Genomic DNA, 26572 nt, shown 5'->3' on the forward strand with positions numbered 1-26572 from the left:
TTCTGTAACGGCAAATTCTCAGCATCAATCGTGCTAAATGCAGGTTACATGGGTAATCCGTTACTCACGCTAAATTGGTAAGACCAATTTACCTCAAAGATCTTAACATAGTAACCTAGGTACAACATCAAGTATCAAAGTTATTGAATGTGGTGTTTGATTAAATTGAGAGCGACTTAACAACTTATACAGTGATGGCTAAATAATCTAATAATAGGCATGTAACTTGCCTTAGTGTCTAGATCAATAAAACCCTCTTTTCTGTATCATTAATAACCACTAGTAAACTTTCTTTGTTTGTGGCAATCCTAGATCACAAGAACCGGGCATTTATCACACCAAATTAAACCCAAGTTGTGATCTGTGTCGCCTTTGGGTTTCGCAACCGTTTATATCAAGCAATAACCGTATGGGGACGGGCATTAGCTTTATCTTTAAATCAGCTATCGATAATCTTCTACGACACGTTGCTGGCTTATTAAAAGTACACTGTCGAGTTTTGCTCACACTGTTAATGCTTACCTAGTTACTTCCCAAAAATTCAGTCGCCGCATGTAAGTCAAATTTTAAAATGCGCCTAAAAATCAACGATATAATTGTGATTATGTGTTCTGGTAACACAATTAACATCTTCAGGTGGCCTTTTACTTGTATCAAAATTAATGATTGTGTCCATCATTATTATCAAATTTTATTGTGTCATTGCTTCGGGTAATTTGTGCTTAGAACAAGAGTACGTTTTGAATAACTGGAGTGTGGGATGAGTGTAGATCTAGTGACTTACTGTTACGTCACAGTAAGGGGGCAGCATGGCAGCAAATAGCCATACAAAGCAGATGCCAATAATTGAGCAAGTAGAAAGCCCTCTATCGCAAAAGAGTGCGTTAAAGCCGAGTATGTATCAGCAAGCAGAGCGCTATGGCGCGGATAAAGTGGTAAAGGCCCATTGGCAGTCTTTCGGTTTGGCAGTATTTGCCGGCGCATTTATCGCATTAGCATTTGTGTTTTATATCACTGTCACTACTGGCAGTACCGGGCCTTGGGGCTTAATGAGGCTCGCTGGAGGCTTAGCGTTTAGTCTTGGGTTAATGCTGGTAGTGATCTGTGGTGGTGAGCTATTCACCAGTACAGTGTTAAGCAGCGTCGCTTGGGCACAAAAACAAGTTACAACGCAGTCACTGCTTAAATGCTGGGGGCGAGTTTATGTCGGTAACTTTATTGGTGCAATGCTAATGCTGTTATTGATTATTGTCGCCGGGATGCAGAATTTAAATGATAGTCATTGGGGACTCAATGCACTTAACATCGCCCAACATAAGTTGCATCACGGTTGGTGGCAAGCTTTCGTGCTGGGAATGCTCTGTAATATGTTGGTATGCCTTGGTGTTTGGATGACTTTTTCCAGTAAAGACGCATTAACCAAAGCGATATTACTTATGCTACCTGTGGCGATGTTTGTTAGCAGCGGCTTTGAACACAGTATCGCCAACCTATTCATGGTGCCTTTAGGCATAGTGCTGGCGAATATTTCAGACCCAGCTTGGTTTGCTGCGCTAAATGTCACTCAAGAACAATTTAGCGACTTAACAGTGACTAATTTTATTTTCAATAACTTAATACCGGTGACACTCGGCAATATTGTCGGTGGGGGGCTGTTTGTTGGCTTAGGCTACTGGTTAATTGAAAAAGCTAACCCAAGTCCATCTCTGCTTTCAATGACACAACATAAACACTCGAGCTTGGCTGAAGTCATTTCATTGTCAGATCTCGAAAAAAATAACCAAACACATTTTGTAGAACAAACCTTTGCTGAACCTTCACTGGCGCAAAGTCCTAAAAGTGCCTACCTATCTTCTGGAGTAAAAAATATGCCTAAAACAATACAAAAACTAAATGTTAGCGACCTAATGAATCCTGCCCCATTTACACTGACAGCTGACATTTCCGTATACGAAGGGTTAAAGCGTCTTACTGAAAGTGCGAGCCGAGGCGCGCCTGTTATTAACGAGCAGCAACAGTTACTTGGTTTTGTTTCACAACAAGACCTTTTACGCAGCTTATGGTCAGAAGAGTTCGCCCGTGGTGTAAGTTTTAAAGTCGCAGATCTGATGCAAACTCAAGTATTGACGGTATCGCCGTCAGATGCGGTTGCTGATTTGATAGAGCTTATGGTTGTAGATAGAAAAAAATTATTTCCGGTTAATGACAGTGGAATGCTGATTGGCAACACATTCAAAAGCTACGAAGAGCGCCTAAGAGGGGCTAATGCTAGTAAACCTAGTGTGTTCCCTGTGGTTGAAGGCGGCATATTATGTGGTGTTATTACACGGGAAGATATCGCGCAAAAAGTCTGTGAAGTCTATAAATTCTAAATAGATCAGAGTTTAAGAAAGGACAAAGAGGAGGGAACTCCTCTTTGTGTTATCGCTAGTTTAGCGGTTTTTTTTAACAGCGACTCTATTACGGCTCAAACGTCTGGCCTCGGTAATAACACAATCTCTAAGTGGATTCTCACCTGCATCATTGCGCCAGACAAATGAAAGATGGCGTTGCATGTTTAGCTCTGGGGTCGATAACACTATTAACTCCCCATTGGCTATCTCTTTCTCTACATCTAAATAGGGCAAACTGCTTAAGTAAGGTCCATTCTTGACAAGGGCCTTAAGCAGCGATACATATTCATACTCTTTCCACACGTGCAGTTTTTCAATGATGCCATGAATCGCACCTTCAAAAATGCGTCTTGTGCCTGCTCCTTGCTCTCGAAGCACCCATTTTGCTTGTTCTAGTTGCGCTAAACTTGCTGATTTTGATTTAGCATAAGGGTGGTGAGGTGATGAGACCACTACAAGGTGATCATCGAGCCACTGCTCTTGATGCAGCCGGCTATCGTCGTTGCGTCCTTCGATTATACCAAAATCGTATTCATAATTAAGTAAGCCCTCAATCACGTTTTCAGTATTTTCTACCATCAAGTCAATGCGTAATTCGGGGAAGTCGGTATCAATTTTGCTGATAAGCTCGGGTAGCAGGTGTTCAGCCGCTGTTTGGCTAGAGCAGATCCTAAACCTACCGCTTATAAGATGTTGTTCATGCAGGCCTAATTCAATTTGCTGTGCATCTTGTAACAGACGTCTGGCTTTTGGACGCAGCCAGTTCCCCCAATGGCTCAGGGTTAAACGATTACCCTGACGAATGAAGAGCGGACGCCCAAGTAAATTCTCTAATTGTCCCAACGACATACTTACAGCTGATTGCGTCATCGACAGTTTTCTAGCCGCAGCACTGACACTTTCGAGACTGGCAACAGCGTCGAAAACCATAATTTGTTTAAGAGAATACTTCATTGTACCTACTGTTTTCCTACTCGAAAAATATCTAAAGGGAAACTATCAATTTATTTGATGGTCGTTAAGTATGATTCTAGGTGGTGATCAAGTACCAAACAAGCCAAGTTGACGTTAGCAATGAATAACTTAGATTAGGTTCACTATTCTATATATAGTGTGATGCTGATGCGTTCTTTGTTATATCAATAAGGTAATCTATTTGAGTGAAAATTGTTGCAAATATGCTCTCCTTCCCTGTTAAGCCTGTTTGTACACTTTTTCAACATGACAGCTAGGCCTCCATTTAGCTCATTTTTGTTGAAACGCCTGTTCAGTGGCATCGTTTTAGCCCTTTCCTATAGAGGGATATGGTCATAGCTCCATTTTTTACTGACTGCCGATTAACCACCCATAGATAAAGCACTGACATTGGTTTATATTTGCTGCCAAATAACAACAATACGGCCATCAAATGCACCAAGTTCCCCCTGCTCAGCAACAACCTTCGACCACAGAACCACTAGTCCCTAATAGCAGTAGTTCTCAAACTGTAAATAGGGCATGGCAGATGCCTGATACCTTGGTGATCATTTTCTTTGTGGCACTGCTTGCCGCTGTAATGACCTATTTCATTCCTGTTGGCTCATTTGAAACTCAGCAGGTGAGCTACGTGATTGACGGTGTAGAAAAGAGCCGTAGCGTGGTTGACCCCAACTCCTTTGCTTATCAGTTAAACGATGATGGTCAGCCTATGTTGCAGCCGGTAAGTTTATTTACTGGCGGTGGAGGCATAGGTTTCTTTAACTTTGCTTTTGAAGGGCTCGTATCTGGTTCCAAGTGGGGCAGCGCCATTGGTGTGATCATGTTTATGCTCGTTATTGGCGGCGCCTTTGGCATTGTTATGGCGACAGGAACCATCGATAACGGCATTTTAAAACTTATCGATAAAACTCAAGGCAATGAAACACTTTTTATACCGGTTATCTTTACCTTGTTTTCATTGGGCGGGGCAGTATTTGGGATGGGTGAGGAGGCGATAGCCTTTGCGATTATTATCTGTCCGTTAATGATAAGACTTGGTTACGACGGTATAACCACTGTGATGGTGACCTATGTTGCCACTCAAATAGGTTTTGCGAGTTCATGGATGAATCCATTTAGTGTCGCTATAGCCCAAGGCATTGCCGATGTTCCAGTGTTGTCTGGTTCAAGCGTACGTGTTGCTATGTGGTTAGGTTTCACACTAATGGGGCTTATATTTACTATGCGCTACGCAGCAAAAATAAAAGCTAAGCCAGAGCTCTCATACAGTCATCAAAGCGATCAGTATTTTCGTGATAATGCCAGTGATGCAAAACTCGATAGCCGTTTTAATATTGGCGACATTCTAGTGTTATTAACCATTGTTGCAACTGTTGCCTGGATTATCTGGGGCGTGGTGGTTAATGCTTGGTTTATCCCTGAAATCGCGAGTCAGTTTTTTGCAATGGGCATTGTTGTCGGCATCATCGGTGTTGTTTTTAAGCTCAATAAGCTGACGGTTAATAAAGTCGCCACTAGCTTCAAGCAAGGGGCATCTACAATGCTTGAACCTGCAGTTTTAGTCGGCTGTGCATCGGGAATACTATTATTACTCGGAGGCAGTAATGCCGCTAACCCAAGTGTACTCAATACTATACTGAGTAGCTCTGGTGAATTTATTGGCCAGCTGCCAAGTGTGATGTCAGCTTGGTTTATGTTTGTGTTCCAGGCAGTGTTTAACTTTTTTGTGACCTCAGGTTCGGGTCAAGCCGCGCTGACAATGCCGTTGATGGCACCGCTTGCTGATATTGTTGGAGTCACTAGACAAGTTGCTGTGTTGGCGTTTCAATTAGGGGACGGTTTTACGAATGTATTAGTGCCAACATCAGCTTCATTGATGGCCACACTAGGAGTTTGCCGAGTTGATTGGGGCCAGTGGCTTAAGTTTATTTGGCGCTTTATGTTAGGGCTGTTTTTTGTCTCTAGCGTGATTGTTATTACTGCCCACTATATGGGGTTTAGCTAAGCAAATTGCTCAGTATTTGTGTTAGTTAAGACAATAAAAAATGGCATCCTAGGATGCCATTTTTTTATGTTTGATTAAGCGCTATACAGTGCGCTTAGTTCAACAGAGTTTAGAACTTAACTTCACCTTCAATGAACCACTCTTGTCCACGGGCGTTGTATACGCTACGTGGGTAATGTGGCCATGAAGTGTTTGTTGGGTCAAAGTTAGGACCCGCATCAAACATGTTGATTAGACCTGTTGATACTTTGATGTTGTCAGTAAAGTTGTAACCTGCAGTTAGGTTCCACTTAGTGAGTGATGCTACTTCGTAATCACTTTCTTCGCCTTCACCGCCTTCAGCAAACGACTTGTAAGCAGTACCGTGCATACGCGCAGTGTGGTATGCACCAAGTGTTGCTTCAAAGTCTTCTAGGAAGTAACCCAGTACAAGGTTGGCTCTGTACTGAGGTAGTCCACCGTTGTAGATATCATCATCAATTTCAGCTGTTGGGTCTAATTGACCTTCTGACATTAAGATGTAAGTACCATTAAAGTTTAGTTTAAACTCACCAATGGCATCTAGATCCCAACCATATCCCGCAGTAACGTCTAGACCACGTACTTTTTGGTACGCAAGGTTTTGAGCCACTGAGTTGATGTGAGTGATGGTTCCGTCAGCATCTCGAGTGATCATGTCTTCATATAGGTCATATTCACGAGCGGCTTTTGAAGCGCTGATGTCACTAACCATATCATCAAGCTTCCACTCCCAAAGATCTACAGAAGCATTGAGTGAATCGCCACCCCAAACTGTACCAATGTTTGCTGTGTAACCTGTTTCAGCTTCAAGATCTTTGTTAGCACCCGTTGTAATATCAATGTGCAGCTCGTTACACACTTCATTGATAGTTGGGTTTGAGTTTGGCTCACCTGGAGTTCCGCCCATTGCTGCGCACTGTTTGAAATCGATTACCTGTGTAAAGCCTTGAGTTGGGTCACCATATACTCGGTGCATATCTGGTGCACGGAATACGCTGCTGATAGAACCACGAACGAGTAGTTCATCAAGAGGACGATATTCAACAGTTAGCTGTGGTGAAAGGTTACCGCCAACATCGCTATATTCATCATAACGTAGAGCAACATCGATGGTTAGCTGGTCAAGAACAGGCATGCTTAGCTCTGCATAAGTTGCCCAGAAATCACGCTCACCGTTTCCTGAAGAACCGCCAGTCGTTAAGATATTACCTTTCTTAGATTCAGAATCTGAATCTGTTTGGTAATCTTGTTCAGTGTACTCTGCACCAAATGCAAACATTGCGTCACCAGCTGGTAACTCAAATGCTAAACCTGTGATGTTAGCCTGAATGTTTTTCTGTGTAGATTGCGCTTGCTCAAAAGGTGTGTAAGAAGCGTCTTCTACGTCTGCGCTAGACATATTCTCAAGTAAAGAATTACCATTTTCGCCAGCTGTGATGTAGTCAAACATACCTGCGATAGTCGCATAGCCGCCACGGTAAACATCAACGTTTGTACGACCGTAGTTTACAGAAGCATCCCAGTTATACTCATCAGCGATAGTGCCTTCAAGGCCAGCAGTGAAGAAGTAGTTACGGGTATTGGTCTCGCCAGTACGGTTGCCAAACTCATGTAAACGACGAACGTAGTAGTAATCACCATCTGTCGCATTAGCGAAATCACCGCCGAGTGCAGTAGATTTATCGTTGAAAGTCTTACTTAGTCCACCAGCGCCCGAAACAGTTACGTCATTGCCAGCCACTTTAATGTCGTAGTCATTGATCGCCATTGGCTCAATGTTCGTGGTCGATTTAGCTTGCGCAAAATCTAAACGGCCTAAGAAAGTGATATCGTCAGCCAGTTCATAGTTGAAGTTGGTTGTGCTGATAAAACGGTAGCTTTCAGGCTCAAGATCACGTTGCTTTGAACGATCATAACCACAAATACTGCGTGCTGCATCCCAGAAGAATCCACCAGCTGTACATTCTTCAGCAGTCAGTGCGCGTGCACCACTAGCGCCTTTGCTCGCGCCTGCAATACGTGCACCGTATGAGCTGTACTGTGAGAACTCACTGTGAGGAACTTTATCTGTATCTAAGCCAAAGTTTTCACGATCTGTCGCTCGAAGTACTTCGTTGTTTGTATATTCGATAAATGTCGAAACGTTACCTTTGTCTGAAGATGAACCGATAGAGAAAGCGATTCTATCATTCATGCCACCGCCATTGGTGGTATCACCGTGGCGATACTTAAGTGCAGCACCGTCGAAGTCTTTCTTCAAAATGATGTTAATAACACCACCAATTGCATCAGCGCCGTAAATGGCTGAACCACCTGATTGTAGAACTTCGATTCGAGCAACTGCTTCCATTGGAAGGTTAGCTGTATCAACGAAGTTATCTGTGCCGCCAGCAGGTTTTGGATACTGGTTTAGACGTTTACCATCAATAAGCGTCAATGTACGGTTAGCACCAGCATTACGTAAGCTGATAGATGAAGCAGCAGGAGTAAAACCATGAACTGATTGTGTTGTCATCGCACCAGTTGTAGATGTTAGGCTTTGAAGTGCATCTTGAATATTGGTAAAGCCTTGCTTTGCCATGTCATCGGCACTTAGCACTGTTACAGGCGTTGCCGTTTCCATATCAGTTCGTTTAATACGAGAACCGGTAACTTGAATTCGCTCAACTTTATCTGCACTTTCTGCATCAGCCGCAAGAACTACTGGCGAGCTAAGTGCTGCTGTTGCTGCACCACCCACTAACGCAAAGCGTACTGCTTTGGCCAATCTTGAATTAACTTGCATTGTATTACTCCCTGGAAACTTATATTAATTATATGTTTTATTTTAATTAGAACCACCTTCTTAAGGTAACTTAAATGTAAACAAGAAGATGAATCCCATCCGAATAGAACCATAATTAAATAACTGTGGCAACAATCTAGTTACAGCTGTGATGAGGTTATAAGATTAATTACGGAGTATTTTTTTACTGATTTTTATTAACAATTTACTATCTATGTTGTAACAAGTTGTGGTGTTATTGAATTGTTGTTTATTTTTTGGTTGTTAATTAATCTCGATTCAACCTCGGTGTTGATATTTGGTTGTTTTCTTGTTGTGATTTTGCTTTTAAAAGGTTTTGGTTGTTAACAATGTCGATACAGTTTATGTAGATAAAAAGTATTAATCTCGAATAGATATATTTCAATTTGTGACGCCGGTCACGTTACTGGTGTGGCTAGAAATGGCTTGTTGTTGCGGTCATGTAAGTTTTTGAGGCGAAGATAGAGCAGTTTGGCTTGCTGTATTACACTTTATTCTATCGATTGAGAGTCACTCATTATAATAAGTTAACCTTATTGCGGCATATTAAATGCCGTTTTGTAATGACGCAAATATCTTACTGCTACATAGATCACGATGATGGTTGCAATCACTAGTTCAAATTTTGCGGTTATTAACAAGATCATCGATAAGATGCTTTCTCCATATGTACTTACTATCCAAGTGACAGTTTTAAATAATGCGGTTGCGCCGATAACCATTGGGAAAGTAAATGCTGCATAACCTGGGGTGAACGGTAGTTTTAATAAATTGAAAAAGGCTAAGTAAATAATACTTGTCATTAACAGTGCAACGGTTAATAAAACAGCAACAATAATTAAAGAAGGCTGATTTGATATTGTTAAGTAACCCGCTAATGATAGGCTTGCAGGTGCGGCCAAAATTGCAATTGTTGGTTTTGCAGCTTCAGCAATCGGTTCACAAAATATCAATCTGTAAAGCATAATAGGAAGCATCACTAAATAACTTAACATGCCAAAGTCAACAATGGCGTTGGCAATCCAGTGGTTTTGTACTTGTAATAGTTCTCCATGTGGAAAAGAAACTGCTGCTACTATCATGCCGATAGGTGGAACAAACCAACTCGGAACCATATGGCTTAGCTTGAAATCAATGGCTCTATTATAGATAAACATAAATAGAAAGATGATATGAATGCTAATCGCTGTTAACCATAGTGTTAAAGCGGCACCTTGGCTAAATTGTCCAATCGCTGCGGAAACAACCATTAATCCCATCGCAAAAGTTGGAATAACGCTGCCAATCACTGGGTGAGAGAGCTCTTCGATTAGCACTTTAGGGTGCAAAACGAACTTAGCAACCAACATGGCTAGCAACACTGATGCAATGAGTGCACCGGCTAACTGTGCATTACCACCAAGCTCAGGGAACATGCTCTCCCAAGTCCAACCAAGGCTGGCTATGGCCAGTGCCAAACCAGCCATTGGACTCGGTAAGCGTGATACTCTATGTGTTAGTTTGTTATTTGTAACAGTCATTGTGTTCTCCAAAACCTTATCTCTATGGATGTATTTTAGAATCACCAGTAAATAAAATAAATTGAATTGATGTTAACCTTAGCTTAAGAATTACTTAATTTATTGATGTGCATTTAAATCATGGTTTCAGTTTGCAACGTAGTAGCGTGTGCCCAAGTCCGATATTGTCGATATCTTCATCTACAAAAAGTCCTGCTTGGCTAATAAGGCTGAGTAACGTTTTACTGTGGTACATGCGACTATTGCCATTGGCAATCGCGGTGAAATAGATTGAAGTGGCATTGACACAAAAAGCGCCTGCTTCAAATGGCTGACGATCCCAGAAGGTTTCTAGGATGCATAGTTCGCTGTTTGTTTCCATGACTGAAACGGCACGTTTTAGAATACTGAGAATTTCCGTTTCAGAAAAGCAGTCTAAAAACTGGCTCATCCAGTAGAGGTTGCCTGTTTCACAAAATGGTTTACTTTCATCGAGTAAATCTGTTGCAAAGGCGCTTATCCTATCAGCTACCCCATTATCAGCAGCGTTCTGCATCGCGACTTCTAGCTGCCCGGGAAGATCCATGATGGTAACAGCAACTTCACGATTGAATTTAGTGCAGGCTAATGCCCATTTTCCCGTGTTTCCACCTACATCCACAATATGCTTTGGCTGACCTTTGAAAATGAGTGGTAATAAAGTTTCGAATGCATGATCTGAATAGTAGTGATCAAACTCAAACCAGCTCTTTTTAATATCATCTGGTAATTGACTCAAGCCTGGATAGATTGTTTGCCACTCACCCTGTGAGGCCAGCCCTTTTGGCTTACCTTCGAGTAAAGAAGCTTCCAATTCAAATAACCCTTGATAGCAGACATCATGGGTAAAATTTAAATTGGTTTGTGCCATGTCATCATGCAGTAAAAAATGACCAATCTTATCTAGTACATAGGCTTCTTTATTTAGATATAACAAGCCCATGCTCAGTCCCATATCGACCAGTACACCTAGGGCATAGTCAGAAAGTACTGACTGCTTTGCTAAATCATTTATGCTGCAACCATCTGTGCCACTCTCGGATATTTGATGTAAGACATCAAATTTCAATAAGCAACGAGCAACTTGAAAGCTGATAGGGGCGAAGGCAATTTTCTGAGCTTCAAACTTGGCATCAAATGCGCTGATTGATAGAGGAGAGCGATAGAATGACATAAATTAGACCGATGTAGCTGTTACCGAATTAGGGGAGGCGTATGTTACATGTTACAGTCTGAATATAGTTTGAACTGGATCTTGCTTCGAGTTGTTTTAGATAAGATTAGTTTCCAGTTGCTGTTAATGGGTGGTTCAAGTCAGATTGAATATTCGTGTAAAGGAAGTGCCATGCTCGTACCACTGACCTACGTTGGTCGACAATCAAGCCGAAGTGATGGGCAAGCAAGACGGAAAGCGATTCTAGAGGCGACATTGCGCTTAATCGTTAAAGAGGGGATCCGTGGCGTGCGTCATCGAGCGGTTGCAGCAGAGGCAGGAGTGCCTTTAGCTTCTACTACTTATTACTTTAAAGATATTAAAGATCTCATTAGTGATGCTTTAACGTTTTTCGCTGAAAAAACGCTATGGATGAATAAAGTGTTAGAAGAGCAAAGTTATACCTTGCTCAACAGTATGGCCGAAGTGAGCCAGAACCTAACTAAATCTGAACTGCAAACGTTAGTGGTGGAGCAGTTAACTGAATTTATCTGTGATCATATAGAAGCGCAGTTAACTCAACCTGATGACCGTATTCTAGAGCATGCTTTTCACGAAGAAGCACTACGTAATCCCGAGCTTGCTAAAGCTATTATCTTACTCGAAGAAACATTACTGCAGAGCATAAAATCATTTTTTAGTGCATTTGGTTCAAAAACTGCAACTGAAGATGCCCACCAAATCTTGGCTATTATTCGATTGTTGGAATATCAATTCTTACTGCGTGGTAAGGTGAATAAGGCTGAGCTTAATAACATAGTACACACCACTGTAAGCCATATCATTCAGGCAATAAAAAACCCAAGCTAATGCTTGGGTTTCTGATATATCTGCTTAAGATCTATTGAACGTTTTCAGCGTCGCTAAACTCACCTTGGAACAATACTGAAGATAAGTAACGCTCAGCGGCAGAAGGTAATACAACAACAATATTCTTACCTTCAAACTCAGGTAGCGCTGCAATACGGTTTGCTGCAACTACAGCTGCACCTGAAGAGATCCCGACGAGAATACCTTCTTCTTGCATGAGTCGATGCGCCATTTCGATAGAGTCTTCATTCGATACAGCTTCAACACGGTCGATCAGCTCAAGATCTAGGTTGCCCGGAATAAATCCAGCGCCAATACCTTGAATTTTGTGTGGTCCAGGTTGAACTGTTTGACCTGCAAGTGTTTGTGCAATCACAGGCGAATCAACTGGCTCAACAGCTACAGAAGTAATCGCTTTACCCTGAGTATTCTTTATGTAACGGCTCACACCTGTGATTGTTCCGCCTGTGCCGACACCTGCAACAATGACATCAACTTCGCCGTCAGTATCATTCCATATCTCGGGTCCAGTGGTTTTTTCGTGGATCTCTGGGTTTGCAGGGTTATTAAACTGCTGCAATAACACGTATTTTTCAGGTGCTGACTGACGGATCTCTTCCGCTTTATCAATGGCACCTTTCATGCCTTTTGCGCCTTCAGTTAACACTAAGTTTGCGCCTAATGCTTTAAGCAGTTTTCTACGCTCTAAACTCATAGTATTAGGCATAGTTAACGTTAGCTTATAGCCTCTTGCAGCCGCTACATAAGCAAGTGCTATCCCTGTGTTACCAGAAGTTGGCTCGATAAGCTCTTTATCTTGAGTCAGAACACCTTTTTTCTCAGCGTCCCAGATCATATTCGCGCCAATACGACACTTAATACTGAAACTTGGGTTACGTGCTTCAATCTTGGCAAGAACATTACCTTTGCTAACACGGTTTAAACGGACAAGTGGCGTGTTACCAATTGTTTGTGAATTGTCTTCAAAAATTTTGCTCATGGGCTGCTTGCTCCTTAAAATGCACAGGTAAAGCATAATCCTCTTTCGCTGCTTTAGAAGTGATTGTTTGTTCTTCTTTATTCTTTTTAGTTATTAAAGCATTACCTGTTATACGTAATGAGTGGAATTACCATAAGTTTCAGTTGTTAAGCTTAAGTTAATTGGGTGGTAATATGGTGCATTGACCAATGTAATGCACGCACTATGACTGGATTAAATTAATGAGAAAACAGCAGACTGAATCAACACTTGATCCTAAGTCGTTAGTCACCCCTTATGCATTTGAGATAGCCCCGAATGTTTTATATCAACCATTAGCGAGTCCATTGAAACGCGCCTTAGCAATAACCGTTGATGGTCTTCTAGTAGCGGCTCTTGCTGAAAATGCGGGTTGGATATTTGTATTAATGGTCGCACTTACCGTTTTGGTTCATAAAAGAAGCAAGTCCGTGGGGAGCATTGTTAAGTGGGCGTTATATGCCTTCATGCTCGCAGGTATGGTGTATGCGTTACTTGGTAACGACTGGAACACTAAAGACGATATCTCAGGCACTAGCCAAGTTGAATCTCAATTAAGTGCCGATAAAGCAGATCCTGAAACAATACAAACCATTGCCGAATTAGCAAATTATCTTCCTGAAGTCATTTCAACATCAAGTTGCCAAGATTACTCATGTGCCCAAAAGCGTTTAGCGTCCCTAAAAGATGCGTTAAACCATTCGAGTCTCTCGAGTGCAGAACAAACACGTATGCTAGAAGAGCTTATTGATGAACTTCCACTTACAGTTAAACAGAAAAAGGATTTAAAGATTGAGTATACGGCTGTTGAAACCGCTGTCGCTGATGAGGGCATTAAGCAGATGGTTGAAGCTGAGACTGATGCTGTTAGTCATAATGCTTCAAGCACAAACAAAGTTGACTGGGAGGAGCTACAGGATGACTCTTATTTCGAAGAAGAGGCAAACCCGCAATCGAGCCCGCTAGCGTGGTTGATAGGTTTTTTAAACGATATGGGCTTAGGTTTTGGTTGGGCGGCGTTCTATTTTACGGTGTTTACCGCTTGGTTTGACGGGCAAACATTGGGTAAAAAACTACTTGGAATTAGTGTTATTCAGCTGGATGGTTCTAAGATCACTTTATGGGCCGCTTTTGGACGCTATGGCGGCTACGCTGCAGGTTTTACCACAGGTTTACTCGGTTTCTTACAAATATTCTGGGATGCGAATCGACAAGCGATACAAGATAAAATATCTGCAACTGTTGTTATTGACCTCAGAAAGCCTGAAATCGAAGCACCTATCATACAATTAAATATGAATGCGCTAAATGCATCGGTTGATGCGAAAATTGAAGAGAAGTAGCATAATTGATACCGTTTTTGATGGGTAAGGGTTAAGCTGCGCAGGTATTTTGTAAAATTGCAGCAATAAAGCAGATGAAGTTCTCACTTAGCGTAGGTATTTAATAATTAAAGAGTCTTTCAAAAAGGCCGATTAACGAATGCGCTAAAGGAGTATGGGTTTAAAGGAGAGTTAAGTTGCGGATCTTAGTTGTTGAAGATAGCCAAGTTGTATCACGGGTGATGCGCCATTTATTAACCCAAGAGTTAGATTGTGAAGTCGATGTCGCGCCAGATCTAGCCAGTGCAAAAAAACTGTTAGCTGAAAATGATTATTTTGTGGCCGTTACTGATTTGAATCTTCCGGATGCCCAAGAGGGTGAGATTGTAAAATTAGTACTGGCAAAACAGATCCCTTGTATCGTACTCACCGGAAGTTGGGATCCCCAAGAACGATCACGTTTGCTGCAATTAGGTATTGTTGATTATGTACTTAAAGAAAACCGCTTTAGCTATGAGTATACTGCTAAGTTAGTACGACGTTTGCAACGCAATCAAAGCGTGAAGGTATTGGTTGCCGATGATTCCATGGTGAGCCGAAAGTTTATTCGTAGCCTTTTAGAACAACATTTGTTTCAAGTGATAGAAGCTGATGACGGTATAGCTGCACTTGATACCCTTAAAGAAAATCCAGATATTAAACTGCTTATCACTGATTATAATATGCCGCAACTAGACGGATTTGGCTTAATTATAAAAGTCAGAGAGCAGTTCAGCAGAGAAGAGTTGGCTATTATTGGACTTTCCAGTGATAGTGACGAAAGCCTCTCCGCACGGTTTATTAAAAATGGTGCCAATGACTTTTTACAAAAGCCTTTTGTGCACGAAGAGTTTCATTGTCGAGTACTTAACACCCTAGATGCACTCGATATGATGGCTAAACTATGGGAGCAAGCTAACCTCGATTACTTAACCAATGTATTTAATCGACGTTACTTTTTTAATCTTTATGAAGAGAAACTGCCTACTATTACCCGTAATCAAGGTACGCTTTCACTCGGTTTAATGGACATCGATTTCTTCAAAAAGGTGAATGATGGTTATGGCCATGATGTGGGAGATGAGGTGCTGGTTGAATTTGCCAAACGCCTTAAACACTCATTTTCACAGCATTTTACAGTGGCTCGATTTGGCGGTGAAGAATTCGTTGTCGGCTTTAAAGGCTTAAGTGTTGAAAAGTCATTTGCACTATTAGATAGATTTAGAATGCAGATGGAAAGCACACCGATAATGACAACAAAAGGTGAGTTGACCATAACCGTTAGTATTGGTGTGGCTAATTTCAATCACGATGAAAACGTAGACGAGATGCTGCAACGAGCAGATGTTGCACTGTATGAAGCTAAAGAGGGTGGGCGAAACTTAGTGTGCATAGCTTAAGCAACTAATAATAAAAAGGCTTAACCATTACTGGCTAAGCCTGCTTGTTTATAAAATCCAAGCGTAACTCATTTTCATAAAGTAGGTTTCTTCAGTTTTCATCAACGAATCGATGGAATCATTAGACTTTAATCCATCTGAATAGCCAAGATAGAACACACTTTGAGGATTAAGCTTATATCCGTAAAGGATCTCATTGCCTAAATTCTGCTGCTCTTTATTCGGTGATCCATAAAGGTAAAGGCTTGGGTCTCTTTCAATATGGGTGTAGACGCTGGATACACGGATAAAGTTATGAATGTCGATATACCAGCTTAATCTCACATCGCTTAAATTTGCGGTAAATAAACGGCCGTCATCAACATCCATAGTTCGGTAAACGTGCGATACATTTAGCTTTACTGAATCGGTAACATTCCAGCGAACACCAGGATTGAGTAGAAACTTAGTGCCTAATTGATCGTTGGCAAAGTCGATGCTATCGCCGTAATTGACATCCAGTTCAACAAATAGGGTTCGAGTGGGTTTCATATTGGCGTAGAACCAGCCCATGGTTTCGTCAAACATCTGAGTGTTGTTTTCAACTGCCAGACTAGCACTATCATGACGCCTTCCTACACGTTGACGGTTAACAACGCCAAATGCGGTGTAACTTTGCAATAAACCGTCAAAAGCAAGTTTAGCTTCAGCTTCCTGTTCTAGTTTTTCACCAGCCTGGTTATGACTGATATCCCAATCGCCACTGAGCCTTATCTTACTAAAACCACTATTTTCTGGGTACCAAGTATAACCACCACCAACAACAAATTTACTGAAATCGACTTTCTCAATAAAACCTAGATCGGCTCTAAAGTCTTCTGCTACAGACTGATATTGCGCTACAGCATCCCAGTTTCTTGTTTCGTGTTCATATTTAGCCAAATACATGTCACCACGAATAGAGTCTGTGCTATTAGTGCGCAATACACGTTCATTGACGCCGCAGTCATTTAAATCACAGTCGATGTCCGGTAGGCAATCATCGCTACTGCACAGTGTTTGCGAGAAACCTAAAGGGTATTGAGTGTCCGATACTACGTATTGACCTATAAAGGTATCTTGATCGGTTGGCTGATATTTAACATCAACACTCGTGACATAATTATGGTAATCATCGCTGGTTTTAGCGGTGACGAGCGCGCCCATCGATAATTCTTTACCGATGTCGTAGCGATAGCGACCAGCAAAATTCTGACTTTTTTCATTGATACTGGCGATATCAGAACTTAAATTCCCCGGCACTAGAAAGTTAGTATGAGTATCGTTCGTTGCCAGTGTGGCAAACGTGTGGTCACCCACTTTACTGGTTAGCTTAATGCCATAGTCAGGTGAAACGATATTACGGGTATGCAACAGGTTTAGTTGGGTATCAAAATAATCTTTATTATCGAGGAAAAAGGCTCTTTTTTCTGGGTAAAACAGTGCAAAGGTATTATTAATATCGAGTTGACCTGCATCGGCTTCAACCTGCGAAAAATCTGGGTTGATGGTGGCACTCAACAATGTGTTTGGAGTTATTCCCCAGCGGATATCTAAACTTGGCTCTATATCATTTTCGCTATCCCAATCACCATTAAGATCAAGAGGACGTTGACTGTTACGATTAAAAACCACCGATGGCGTGATCTGTAGATCATTGCCTTGCTCTAAGTTAGACATGCCACTCATCACACCGAATTGACACAGTTGGCAACTATTGTTTCTGTCTATCTGATTACTAGACAATCTGTGCTGTTCATTTCGAGGGTAAAACCTGACAAGCTCAACCCCCCACTTTTGCTCGGCGCTATTATCAAAATTAAGCACTCGGTAGGGTAACTCTATTTCAACCTGATAACCCGTTTCTGTGCGCTGGGCTGCGGTATACCAAATGCCGTCCCAAGCATCGCTTTCGCTGCCAGTTAGCTCATTTTCGATTGAGTCCATCTGCACGCCGTAAGCATTTACAAAGAATTGATAGGCGAGTCGGGCATCATTAAAAGTGTCGAGTTTAATACCGACTAAATCATCACCCCAAACACTATCACGATCGCTCAAATTTGCTCTGATCTGCGATGGCGTTGGATCATAAGCTGTAAATGCTAAGAAGAGACTTGTGTCAGTGGAGTATAGTTTTACTTCAGTTCTTACTGGCGCAGTGATGTTTTCACCGGGACTCGTTTCAATCGTTATCTCGGTGGTTGCGGCATTCTTCCATTGTGGTTCATCAAAGTTGCCATCAACTTTGATGCTGCCTGAAAGTGTAGGGATCTCAATATTGAATTGATCCTCCTGTCCGGCATTAGCATGCAAAGAATGACAAGAGATTAACAAGACAACGGAGCTAGCAAGTAGGGTTGCTTTATTCATTTGTTTTTATTATTTAAAGCTGAATAATTGGGTGTGAGGATTGTAATGGAATTAAGTATAAAAAAGGTAGGCTATTTGTTACAAATATTTTCAGAAGAATAACAATTAAGTCGAAAGTGGGTTGGACTCGCTAGGCCATATGGATAATGGCCCAGCATACTCATATTAATCTGGTGCGATGGTGTTATCTTTGTATGCTTCTCGATATTTATCAACCCACATAGAAGTGGCACCACATATGGCAACTGGCATCACTACAAAATTGAGGATTGGGATCATAGAAAACAGTGTCACTGCAGCGCCAAAGCTAAAACTGCTGCCACGGGTCTGGTTAAGTGCAAATTTCATATCTGCAAAGGGAACTTTATGATTATCAAAAGGGTAATCACAGTATTGAATTGCCATCATCCAAGCACTAAAAAGAAACCATAAGATAGGTGCCGCAGTTTGACCTACAAATGGCAGTAAAAATAGCAATAAGAAAATAATGGCACGAGGTAGATAGTATTTCAGTTTGATCCACTCTCGGCCCAATATGCGCGGCAAATCTTTGATTAAATCGATACCGCCACCCGTATTGAGCGGTTTGCCCGTTAATAGTTGTTCGACTTTTTCAGCAAGTAATCCGTTAAAGGGCGCTGCGAGCCAATTCATCACTGAACTAAAGATGAAAGATAGCACTACCAACAAGGTCAATACCGCAAGTGGCCAAAGCAGAAAGTTCAACCAACTTAGGTATTCAGGAAGCTGACCTGAAAGCCAAGCGAAAACCTGCTCTAGCTGACCAATGGCAAAATAGATCAAGCCACCAAAGAGCAATAAGTTAATCGTTAGTGGAATAAACACAAAACGTCTAAGGCCTGGGCGTTTTATCAAACTAAACCCTTCTAAGAAGTAATTTACGCCACTCTTTTTTGTTACTTGATTGGTTTTATTCATAGAAATCTTTGATCGTTAAAGATACGCAATGTCACGATTGTGAGTCAGTAGGCATTTAACCGCAAGTGAAAAGGCATTAATCACCAATAAAAAGCGTTACAAAATGCTGTTAGCTTTGGTAAAGTTACCATAATTATATGCACATCAAACATAGACGCTAAGTATCGCTAGATAACTTAGTGTAGAAGTGATTAAAACGGCATCATGAGACTTAAACAGATAAAACTTGCCGGATTCAAGTCATTCGTCGATCCAACCAAAATTCCCTTACCTAATCCATTGAGCGCCATTATTGGTCCAAACGGTTGTGGTAAATCAAATGTCATTGACGCTGTGCGTTGGGTGCTGGGCGAAAGCTCGGCTAAACATCTGCGTGGCGATTCGATGGCAGATGTTATTTTTAATGGCTCTACCGCCAGAAGACCCGTATCGGTAGCGGGGGTGGAACTGCTATTTGACAACCAAGACAATCGATTAGCAGGTCAGTACGCCAGTTACCAAGAGATAGCGGTTAAGAGGCAAGTTAGTCGTGATGGCGATTCAAGCTATTTTCTAAATAATCAAAAGTGTCGCCGTAAAGATATTACCGATCTATTTATGGGCACAGGACTTGGACCACGAAGCTACGCAATTATTGAACAGGGCACCATTTCTCGGCTTATTGAGTCAAAGCCACAAGAGCTGAGAGTATTCATCGAAGAAGCTGCTGGGATCTCTCGCTATAAAGAGCGCAGGCGTGAAACTGAGAATCGTATAAGGCACACTCGCGAAAATTTATCTCGTCTTGGCGATATTCGCTCAGAGCTGCATAAGCAACTGGAACGGCTTGCCGAGCAGGCAGAAACGGCTAAACAGTATCGTGAGCTCAAACAGTCAGAACGTCAATGTGAGTCTGAGCTGGTGGTGTCTCGTTATCACGAGCTTAATCAGCAAACTGACACATTGACTGTTCAGATCAGTAAGCTTGAGGTGCAACAAGCCAGTTTACTCGCTGAGAAGCAGACACTTGAGCTTAGTTTGACCGAATTGAATTTGAAGTTGAGTGAGCTTGATAGTCAAGAACATCAGCAAGTCGAAGCTTTTTATCTCACCAAAACCCATATTGCTAAACTTGAACAATCACTGAAGCACCGTGAACAACAAGACGACAGTTTGAATCAACGATTGGGCGAAATTAGTGCTCAGATAGCGTTGCAGCAAGCGTCGTTGAAAACAGCGAATGCAAACCAAGAAAAGCTGCTAAAGCAGCAACAAGAGTTAGCGCCTGAGATAAATGCGTGGCAGCAAAAGTCGAGTAGTCAGTCAGCTGAATTAGCCCTCGTAAGTCAACGTCACATAGCTTCAACCGAACAGTTTCAGTTACATAGCGGCGGCGAAGCAAAAGCGCATTTAGCGGTCGAGATGAATCGTACTCAGCTAAATCATTGCTCAAAAGAGCTAACACATAAACAAAAATCGGTAACAAGACTGACCCAAAGAGCGCAAGAGCATAGTGAACAGTTAGCTGAACTCAAGAGCAGTTCCCTAGTGAACCAATGTGATATGTTGTCTATAGAAACTGAGCAGGCGCAAGAGATATACGACGAGCTGAGCTTCAATATTGAAACGCGTCAACAGTCTTGTGATGAGTTAAAAAAAGAGCTTGAGTCAGTAAAAGTAAAACTGGCTGATGAAAAAGGCCGTTTGTCTGTTGTTACTCAGCTGCTACCTGATGACGGCGATGAAGGTGACACACTGCTATGGCAAGTTATCGAGGTTAGCCCTGGGTGGGAAAGCGCCGTCGACTTGTTACTTGCTAATGTGCTTAATTCTCCGGTACTTGCAGAGTTATCGACCGAAGCAAGCATTGGGTTCTCTGCAAACACACTGGCGAGTGGAGTGGTGAATGATGTTATTCAGAGCCCCGTTAATCTTAATCCGTGGTTAAGTCAGGTTAAGTGGCTTGAGACAAAAGATGAAGCTATTCAACGACGTAAAGAGCTTGGTGCAGAGCAAATGTTCGCGACTGCAGATGGCTTTCTTGTTGGCGCTGATTTTATTATCGAAAAAAGTGCAGACTCAGGCTCCCTTGTACAACTTAAAAATGAACACGTTGCGCTGACAGAAGTGGTTTGCGACACCGAAGAGCGTTTGAGCTTGTTAGAGCAAACCTTGTCGGTGCATATTGAGGAGCTTAAGCCGCAATTGATCTTGCAGCAGCAACAGTACCAGCAGATCCAATCTCAAAAAGTGGCATTAGCAGGCATGGTATCGCAAGTTAAAGCAATGCAAACCACTATAAATGATACGGATACACGTTATAAGCAGCTACTGCAGGAGTTAGCGGAAACTGAAACTGAACTGCAACAGTTAACCGCTCAACAAGCACAGTTTGTGCACAGTGAAGCGAGTCTGCAACAAGCCTTTGAGCTATCTTCAAAAAGCCGGCAAGCGGCAGAGTCAGATAAACTATCGGCATTTAAATCGTTAAGTGAGCTCAAAGACCAGCTCAATGGTTCAGAGCTGCGACTTAAAGCTAGCCTTAAAAGCGAACAAGCCATTCAAACCCAAGTGGCATTAATCGAACAAAAAGTGAGTCATCAAAAGCAACGATTAGAAGAGCTCGAATTGAATAAAGAGCAAGTGCGTATACAGTTAGATAATAAAGAAGATGTCGACACTGCTCAAAACTCACAGTCGCTAAAAACACAATTGGCACAAGCCTTAGATGCTCAGCAAGTTAAACAACAAGCGCTAAACCTGCTCAGGCAGGAGCAAGCAGGGTTACAAGAACTGTGCGATAGTGCAGGAACGAATAAAAAACAACAGCTTGCGAAGATAGAAGACTTGACTCAAACCATGAGCGCGTTAAAGTTACGTCGTGAAGGTTTAAAAGGACAAATCGATAGTCAGTTTAGCTTAATAACTGAGCAGGGTATTGATGTTGAACAAGTATTATCTAAGCTTGATGCCAGTCGCAACACTTTATGGCGTCAAAAAGAGCTAGAACGTTTACGGGCCCGGATCGCTCATCTTGGAGCGATAAACCTAGCCGCGATAGAAGAGTTTGAACAGCAAAACCAACGGAAAAGCTATCTAGATAGCCAAGATGAAGACTTAAATTCAGCCTTGGGAAGTTTGGAAGAAGCAATTCGTAAAATAGATACTGAAACAAAAAGCCGATTTAAAGATACCTTCGATAAGGTTAATAAGGATCTAGGCATTTTGTTTCCGAAAGTGTTTGGCGGTGGTAGTGCTTATTTAGCACTGACAGATGATGATCTTCTGGAAACCGGCGTCACCATTATGGCGCGGCCACCGGGTAAGAAAAATAGCACTATCCACCTTCTTTCTGGTGGAGAAAAAGCACTAACCGCATTATCATTAGTTTTTGCTATTTTTAGATTGAATCCAGCACCTTTTTGTATGTTGGACGAAGTTGATGCACCTTTGGATGATGCCAATGTCGAACGATTCTGTCGTTTGGTAAAAGAGATGTCCCAAAGCGTACAATTTATATATATTAGTCATAACAAGATCACCATGGAATTGGCCGATCAACTTATCGGTGTGACTATGCATGAGCCCGGCGTTTCGCGCATTGTGGCGGTAGATATCGATGAAGCGGTAGCGTTAGCTGACGCAGGATGAACATAAAGATTACAGGGTAACCAATGGAAAATTTGCAACTGGTATTGCTTGTTTTAGGAGCGATAGCGATTATTGCCGTACTTGTGCATGGTTTTTGGTCCATACGAAAGCAACAGCCGACAGGGTTCAAACAGAGCCCAATGACAGATATTAATCGAGACCGCAGAGATGCTGATGGTTTCGACAATGACGGAATAGGCGAAGTCAGGGTTGTAAAGGCGAGCGCAGACGAAAGCGCCACAATTGAAATCGAAGAAGAGCCAAAGCATGCGCCATTAGTTGCAGAAGCTGCTGTTGCTGAAAATGTCGACGCAGGTATCTCGGCTGTTGAAGATGAGTCCTTTACATTAAGTGAAGCGCCGAGCCAAAAAGCGGCTCGAGGTGGTAGAGCGACTCGCGTTGAGCCATCATTAACTGATGAAGATGTAACAATACAAACAGAAGCAGCTCCAATTCAGCCATCTTTGTTTGCTGAAGAACCTGCTCTCAAAACCGAAGCTGCGCAAGAAAGTGTTGTTGAGCAAGAAGTTGAAGAGGAAGAGCCTTTAGGCGAACCACAAGATGTATTGGTATTGCACGTTGTAGCCAAAGAGGGTGAAGAGCTTAATGGCGCGGAGCTGTTACCTTGCTTGTTAACACTCAATTTTAAATTCGGTGACATGAATATTTTCCATCGTCATGAAGATAATGCCGGTACTGGTAAAGTATTATTCTCAATGGCTAATATGGTTAAACCAGGTGTGTTTGACCCCGATAGCATGGAGCAGTTCACGACCCAAGGCGTGGTGCTATTTATGACACTACCCTGTTATGGCGATGCCTTGAGAAACTTCTCTACCATGCTCAACTCTGCCCATCAAATCGCTGACGATCTAAACGGTCTTGTACTAGATGGTGGACGCGATGAGTGGCTTGAAACTACCAAACAGAATTATATACAACGAATTAAAGCACAGGCTTAATTCTGAATAAGTGAATCAACTAAACTTGTTTAAAAAGGTCGCTTAGGCGGCCTTTGTTATTATTTGGACGAACCATATGCACGCGAATGAACTCGAGATCTTAGAACTGACTCAGCAGCTGAATCAACATAATTATAACTACTATGTTGATGATAACCCGACGATTCCAGATGCTGAGTACGATAGGTTACTTAAAAGGCTCAAAGAGCTAGAGACCCAAAGTCCAGAGTTTGCTAAAGCTGACTCGCCTACACAGCGAGTCGGTGGTGAGGCATTAGCTAAGTTTGAACAGATCACCCATCTCAAGCCAATGTTAAGCCTTGATAATGTATTTGATGAAACAGAATTTAATGGCTTTCATTCGAGGATCACCGATAAAGTCGGTACAGCGCTGAGCTATTGCTGTGAACCTAAGCTTGACGGTTTGGCAGTGAGTATTGTGTACCGTGATGGCGTATTTGAGCGAGCTGCGACTCGCGGCGATGGTCAAACGGGTGAGAATATAACTGAAAATGTCCGCACGATTAAGTCGATTCCTTTAAAGCTGCGCGGTGATAACTTTCCGCCATTAGTCGAGGTGCGCGGTGAAGTGATTATGCCGCATAAAGCCTTCGATGCGCTTAATGAACGTGCCCGTGCCAAGGGAGAAAAGCTATTTGTTAATCCTCGCAATGCAGCAGCGGGCAGTTTACGTCAGTTAGACAGTAAAATTACTGCTAGCCGAGCTTTGGGGTTCTACGCTTATGCACTCGGTGTCGTTGAGCCTGAATCTTGGGAACTTGCCGATAGCCATTATGGCCAACTAGAGCAACTGCGCTCGTGGGGCGTACCAGTTAGCCAGGAAGTCAAAGTCTGTGAGTCGGTTGCGGATGTCATGGGCTATTACAATGATATTCAGCAGCGCCGTAGTAGTCTAGATTTCGAAATTGATGGTGTCGTGGTGAAAGTTAACCAGATTGCTCATCAGTTGAGTTTAGGTTTTGTGGCTAAAGCACCGCGCTGGGCGACAGCGTTTAAGTTTCCTGCACAAGAGGAGATGACTTTATTAGAAGGGGTTGATTTTCAAGTTGGTCGTACCGGAGCCGTTACACCCGTAGCGCGTCTTAAGCCTGTATTTGTTGGCGGTGTGACAGTTTCAAATGCCACTTTGCATAATGCTGATGAAATTGCCCGTCTTGGGGTAAAAGTCGGAGATACCATCATCATTCGCCGAGCAGGCGATGTTATTCCACAAATTGTTGCGATAGTCGCTGATAAACGTCCTGATGATGCCCAAGATATTGTGTTTCCTGAGCGTTGCCCAGTGTGTGATAGCGAAGTGGAACGCATTGAAGGCGAAGCTGTAGCGCGTTGTAGTGGCGGCTTATTTTGTGAAGCACAGCGTAAAGAAGCAATTAAGCATTTTGCTTCTAGAAAGGCGCTTGATATCGATGGTATGGGCGATAAAGTTGTTGAGCAACTCATTGATAAAGAGCTAGTAGAAAGCCCCGCGGATCTATTTAAGCTAACCGCATCAGCGATGACAATGCTAGAGCGTATGGGGATGAAATCGGCCACTAAATTAGTCGCCGCTATCGAAGTCGCCAAAGAAACAACCTTTGCTCGGTTCCTTTATGCGTTAGGCATAAGAGAAGTGGGAGAAGCCACTGCCGCTAACCTTGCAGCTTATTTTAAAACGCTGGACGCACTAAAAGCCGCGTCAGCAGAAGAGTTTATCAAGGTCGATGATGTTGGCGCGATTGTAGCGGCTCATTTAGCGCACTTCTTGGCACAGCCTCACAATCTTGAAGTGATAGATAAGCTTATTGAGGTAGGGGTATGCTGGCCAGCAATTGAAGAGGTGGCAGAAGAGGATTTATCACTTAAAGGGCAAACCTGGGTATTAACAGGCACGTTAACACTGCTCAATCGAAATGACGCTAAGGCTAAGCTGCAGGCATTGGGGGCAAAAGTGGCTGGTAGTGTGTCAAAAAATACCGATTGTTTAGTCGCTGGCGCAGCCGCCGGCTCGAAGCTGACCAAAGCTCAAGAGCTTGGTGTGAAGGTTATTGATGAAGAAGCATTGATTGCCATTTTGTCATAGAAGTAGCTGATATAAAGCTCCCTAAGGGGAGCTTTATTATTTCTCTTTTACTATTTTTACTTCCGTACAAGCACCTCAAGAAATAACTTTCTGCATTAATAACGTTGAAATTTCTCCAAAAGGCACCATATCTGATTAAACACTAATGCAGTTGCAGACAGCGCTGTTTAGATTCGGACAAAAGGGACGGCTTTGAATTTCAGTAATATAACTTGGCTAGATGATAAGGGGCATATTAAGCCCCCTCTGATGCTGTATTTAATGCTGGTTTTTTTAGCAAGAGGTTGGTGCATATTTATTGCGTCATTAACTCAAGCAAGTGATAGAGCTGGGCTTGTTGCATTAGTTTATCCGCAAAAGTCAGATTTTTTGATGGCGTTAATGGCTGGTGCTGGTGCCCTTGTTGTATATGGTTTAATCATAGCCGAGCGAAAACGTAGCCCTTCGTGGATCCAACCTATCTTTAAATACATGAAATGGTTATTACTGGCGTTGTTATGTATTGACGGTGGACTGCTCATACAGCGTATTCTACATGCTCACTATGTGTATAGCTGGAGTGTAGGGCTAGATGCATTGTTTCTATTCTGGAGTACTTTATATCTGTTTAATTCGAATAGGCTAAAATATTATTTTTTAGATTGGAAAGCAGAAGAATAGATTATACCAATTGCATTAAGTATTTGACCAGTTCAGAGCCCCTCAGCCTTTTCAATTCAAAGCGCATTGGTAAAGAAATGGTTATTCCCTTTTAAGCCAATGCAAAGCAGAAGTGGAAAGACTGAGGGGCTCACGTAGTGCGGCTGAGGTTAAACAAATTGGCAAAACGCTATATGCTTCGCTATGGGATTTGGATATACGACTAAATGGTCTATTTTGTTCCATACAAAATAAGACATTCCGGCCCTCCTTGGCGGTCAGATTTAGGAGGTACGAGACCAAGGATGGTCGAAGGTAGAATAATGCAGGAGCAATTATCGAGAGCGAAGCAGGATGCCAGAGCCGAGAATAACTATTAGCTCAAATT

16 protein-coding genes are annotated in these 26572 nt (G+C 42.3%); 9 read left to right on the plus strand and 7 right to left on the minus strand.

All coding sequences use genetic code 11. The features are described from left to right. Positions 1-836: 836 nt before the first annotated feature. Entirely contained in the window at positions 837-2372 is a 1536-nt protein-coding gene (gene focA, locus L2730_RS14200) for a formate transporter FocA (RefSeq protein WP_248975228.1), read from the plus strand. 60 nt (positions 2373-2432) lie between these two features. On the opposite strand, the gene L2730_RS14205 is transcribed toward focA, so the two are convergent. Beyond that, positions 2433-3347, minus strand: coding sequence for a LysR substrate-binding domain-containing protein (locus L2730_RS14205; protein ID WP_248975196.1), 915 nt, complete (start codon positions 3345-3347; stop codon positions 2433-2435). 550 nt (positions 3348-3897) lie between these two features. On the opposite strand from L2730_RS14205, the gene yfcC reads away from it, so the two are divergent. After that, complete coding sequence (gene yfcC / locus L2730_RS14210) at positions 3898-5376, plus strand: putative basic amino acid antiporter YfcC (RefSeq protein WP_248975229.1); 1479 nt, start codon at positions 3898-3900, stop codon at positions 5374-5376. Positions 5377-5485: 109 nt separating this feature from the next. Here the strand turns inward: yfcC and L2730_RS14215 are convergent, their stop codons facing one another. The 3 genes from L2730_RS14215 to L2730_RS14225 all read right to left on the minus strand — a co-directional run bounded on the left by L2730_RS14215 (position 5486) and on the right by L2730_RS14225 (position 10915). Continuing rightward, positions 5486-8182, minus strand: a complete 2697-nt coding sequence (locus L2730_RS14215) for a TonB-dependent receptor plug domain-containing protein (protein ID WP_248975197.1) — start codon at positions 8180-8182, stop codon at positions 5486-5488. A gap of 554 nt (positions 8183-8736) precedes the next feature. Further along, entirely contained in the window at positions 8737-9723 is a 987-nt protein-coding gene (locus tag L2730_RS14220) for a TDT family transporter (RefSeq protein WP_248975198.1), read from the minus strand. A gap of 118 nt (positions 9724-9841) precedes the next feature. Next, the gene (locus tag L2730_RS14225; protein ID WP_248975199.1) at positions 9842-10915 is read right to left on the minus strand and encodes a methyltransferase; all 1074 of its coding nucleotides are present in this window, start codon (positions 10913-10915) and stop codon (positions 9842-9844) included. Between the two features lie 171 nt (positions 10916-11086). Between L2730_RS14225 and L2730_RS14230 the strand changes: the two genes are divergently transcribed. Continuing rightward, positions 11087-11764, plus strand: coding sequence for a TetR/AcrR family transcriptional regulator (locus tag L2730_RS14230; RefSeq protein ID WP_248975230.1), 678 nt, complete (start codon positions 11087-11089; stop codon positions 11762-11764). A 31-nt stretch (positions 11765-11795) separates the two neighbouring features. Here the strand turns inward: L2730_RS14230 and cysK are convergent, their stop codons facing one another. Next, positions 11796-12764 (minus strand): cysteine synthase A, encoded by a 969-nt coding sequence (cysK, locus tag L2730_RS14235; RefSeq protein ID WP_220736123.1) that lies wholly within the window; start codon positions 12762-12764, stop codon positions 11796-11798. A 221-nt stretch (positions 12765-12985) separates the two neighbouring features. On the opposite strand from cysK, the gene L2730_RS14240 reads away from it, so the two are divergent. Then, entirely contained in the window at positions 12986-14125 is a 1140-nt protein-coding gene (locus L2730_RS14240) for an RDD family protein (protein WP_248975200.1), read from the plus strand. Between the two features lie 176 nt (positions 14126-14301). Continuing rightward, positions 14302-15543 carry a GGDEF domain-containing response regulator gene (locus L2730_RS14245; protein ID WP_248975201.1) on the plus strand — a complete coding sequence of 414 codons (1242 nt, stop codon included), beginning with the start codon at positions 14302-14304 and terminating at the stop codon, positions 15541-15543. A 48-nt stretch (positions 15544-15591) separates the two neighbouring features. Here L2730_RS14245 and L2730_RS14250 read toward each other — a convergent pair whose 3' ends face one another. Together L2730_RS14250 and cysZ are read right to left on the minus strand one after the other, a co-directional pair. After that, a complete protein-coding gene (locus L2730_RS14250; RefSeq protein ID WP_248975202.1) occupies positions 15592-17931 on the minus strand; it encodes a carbohydrate binding family 9 domain-containing protein in 2340 nt (779 codons plus the stop codon). Positions 17932-18096: 165 nt separating this feature from the next. Then, entirely contained in the window at positions 18097-18870 is a 774-nt protein-coding gene (gene cysZ / locus L2730_RS14255; RefSeq protein ID WP_248975203.1) for a sulfate transporter CysZ, read from the minus strand. A gap of 204 nt (positions 18871-19074) precedes the next feature. Here cysZ and smc point away from each other — a divergent pair, with 204 nt between their 5' ends. The 4 genes from smc to L2730_RS14275 all read left to right on the plus strand — a co-directional run bounded on the left by smc (position 19075) and on the right by L2730_RS14275 (position 26205). After that, positions 19075-22500: a chromosome segregation protein SMC gene (smc, locus tag L2730_RS14260; protein WP_248975204.1), complete on the plus strand. Its 3426-nt coding sequence runs from the start codon at positions 19075-19077 to the stop codon at positions 22498-22500. A gap of 23 nt (positions 22501-22523) precedes the next feature. After that, positions 22524-23462 carry a cell division protein ZipA gene (gene zipA, locus L2730_RS14265; protein WP_248975205.1) on the plus strand — a complete coding sequence of 313 codons (939 nt, stop codon included), beginning with the start codon at positions 22524-22526 and terminating at the stop codon, positions 23460-23462. 76 nt (positions 23463-23538) lie between these two features. Continuing rightward, positions 23539-25545 carry an NAD-dependent DNA ligase LigA gene (gene ligA / locus L2730_RS14270; protein ID WP_248975206.1) on the plus strand — a complete coding sequence of 669 codons (2007 nt, stop codon included), beginning with the start codon at positions 23539-23541 and terminating at the stop codon, positions 25543-25545. A 192-nt stretch (positions 25546-25737) separates the two neighbouring features. Next, positions 25738-26205, plus strand: a complete 468-nt coding sequence (locus tag L2730_RS14275) for a DUF2919 domain-containing protein (protein WP_248975207.1) — start codon at positions 25738-25740, stop codon at positions 26203-26205. Positions 26206-26572: the final 367 nt, after the last annotated feature.

The organism is Shewanella kaireitica, from assembly GCF_023284045.1.
In the GTDB taxonomy this organism is placed as follows: domain Bacteria; phylum Pseudomonadota; class Gammaproteobacteria; order Enterobacterales; family Shewanellaceae; genus Shewanella; species Shewanella kaireitica.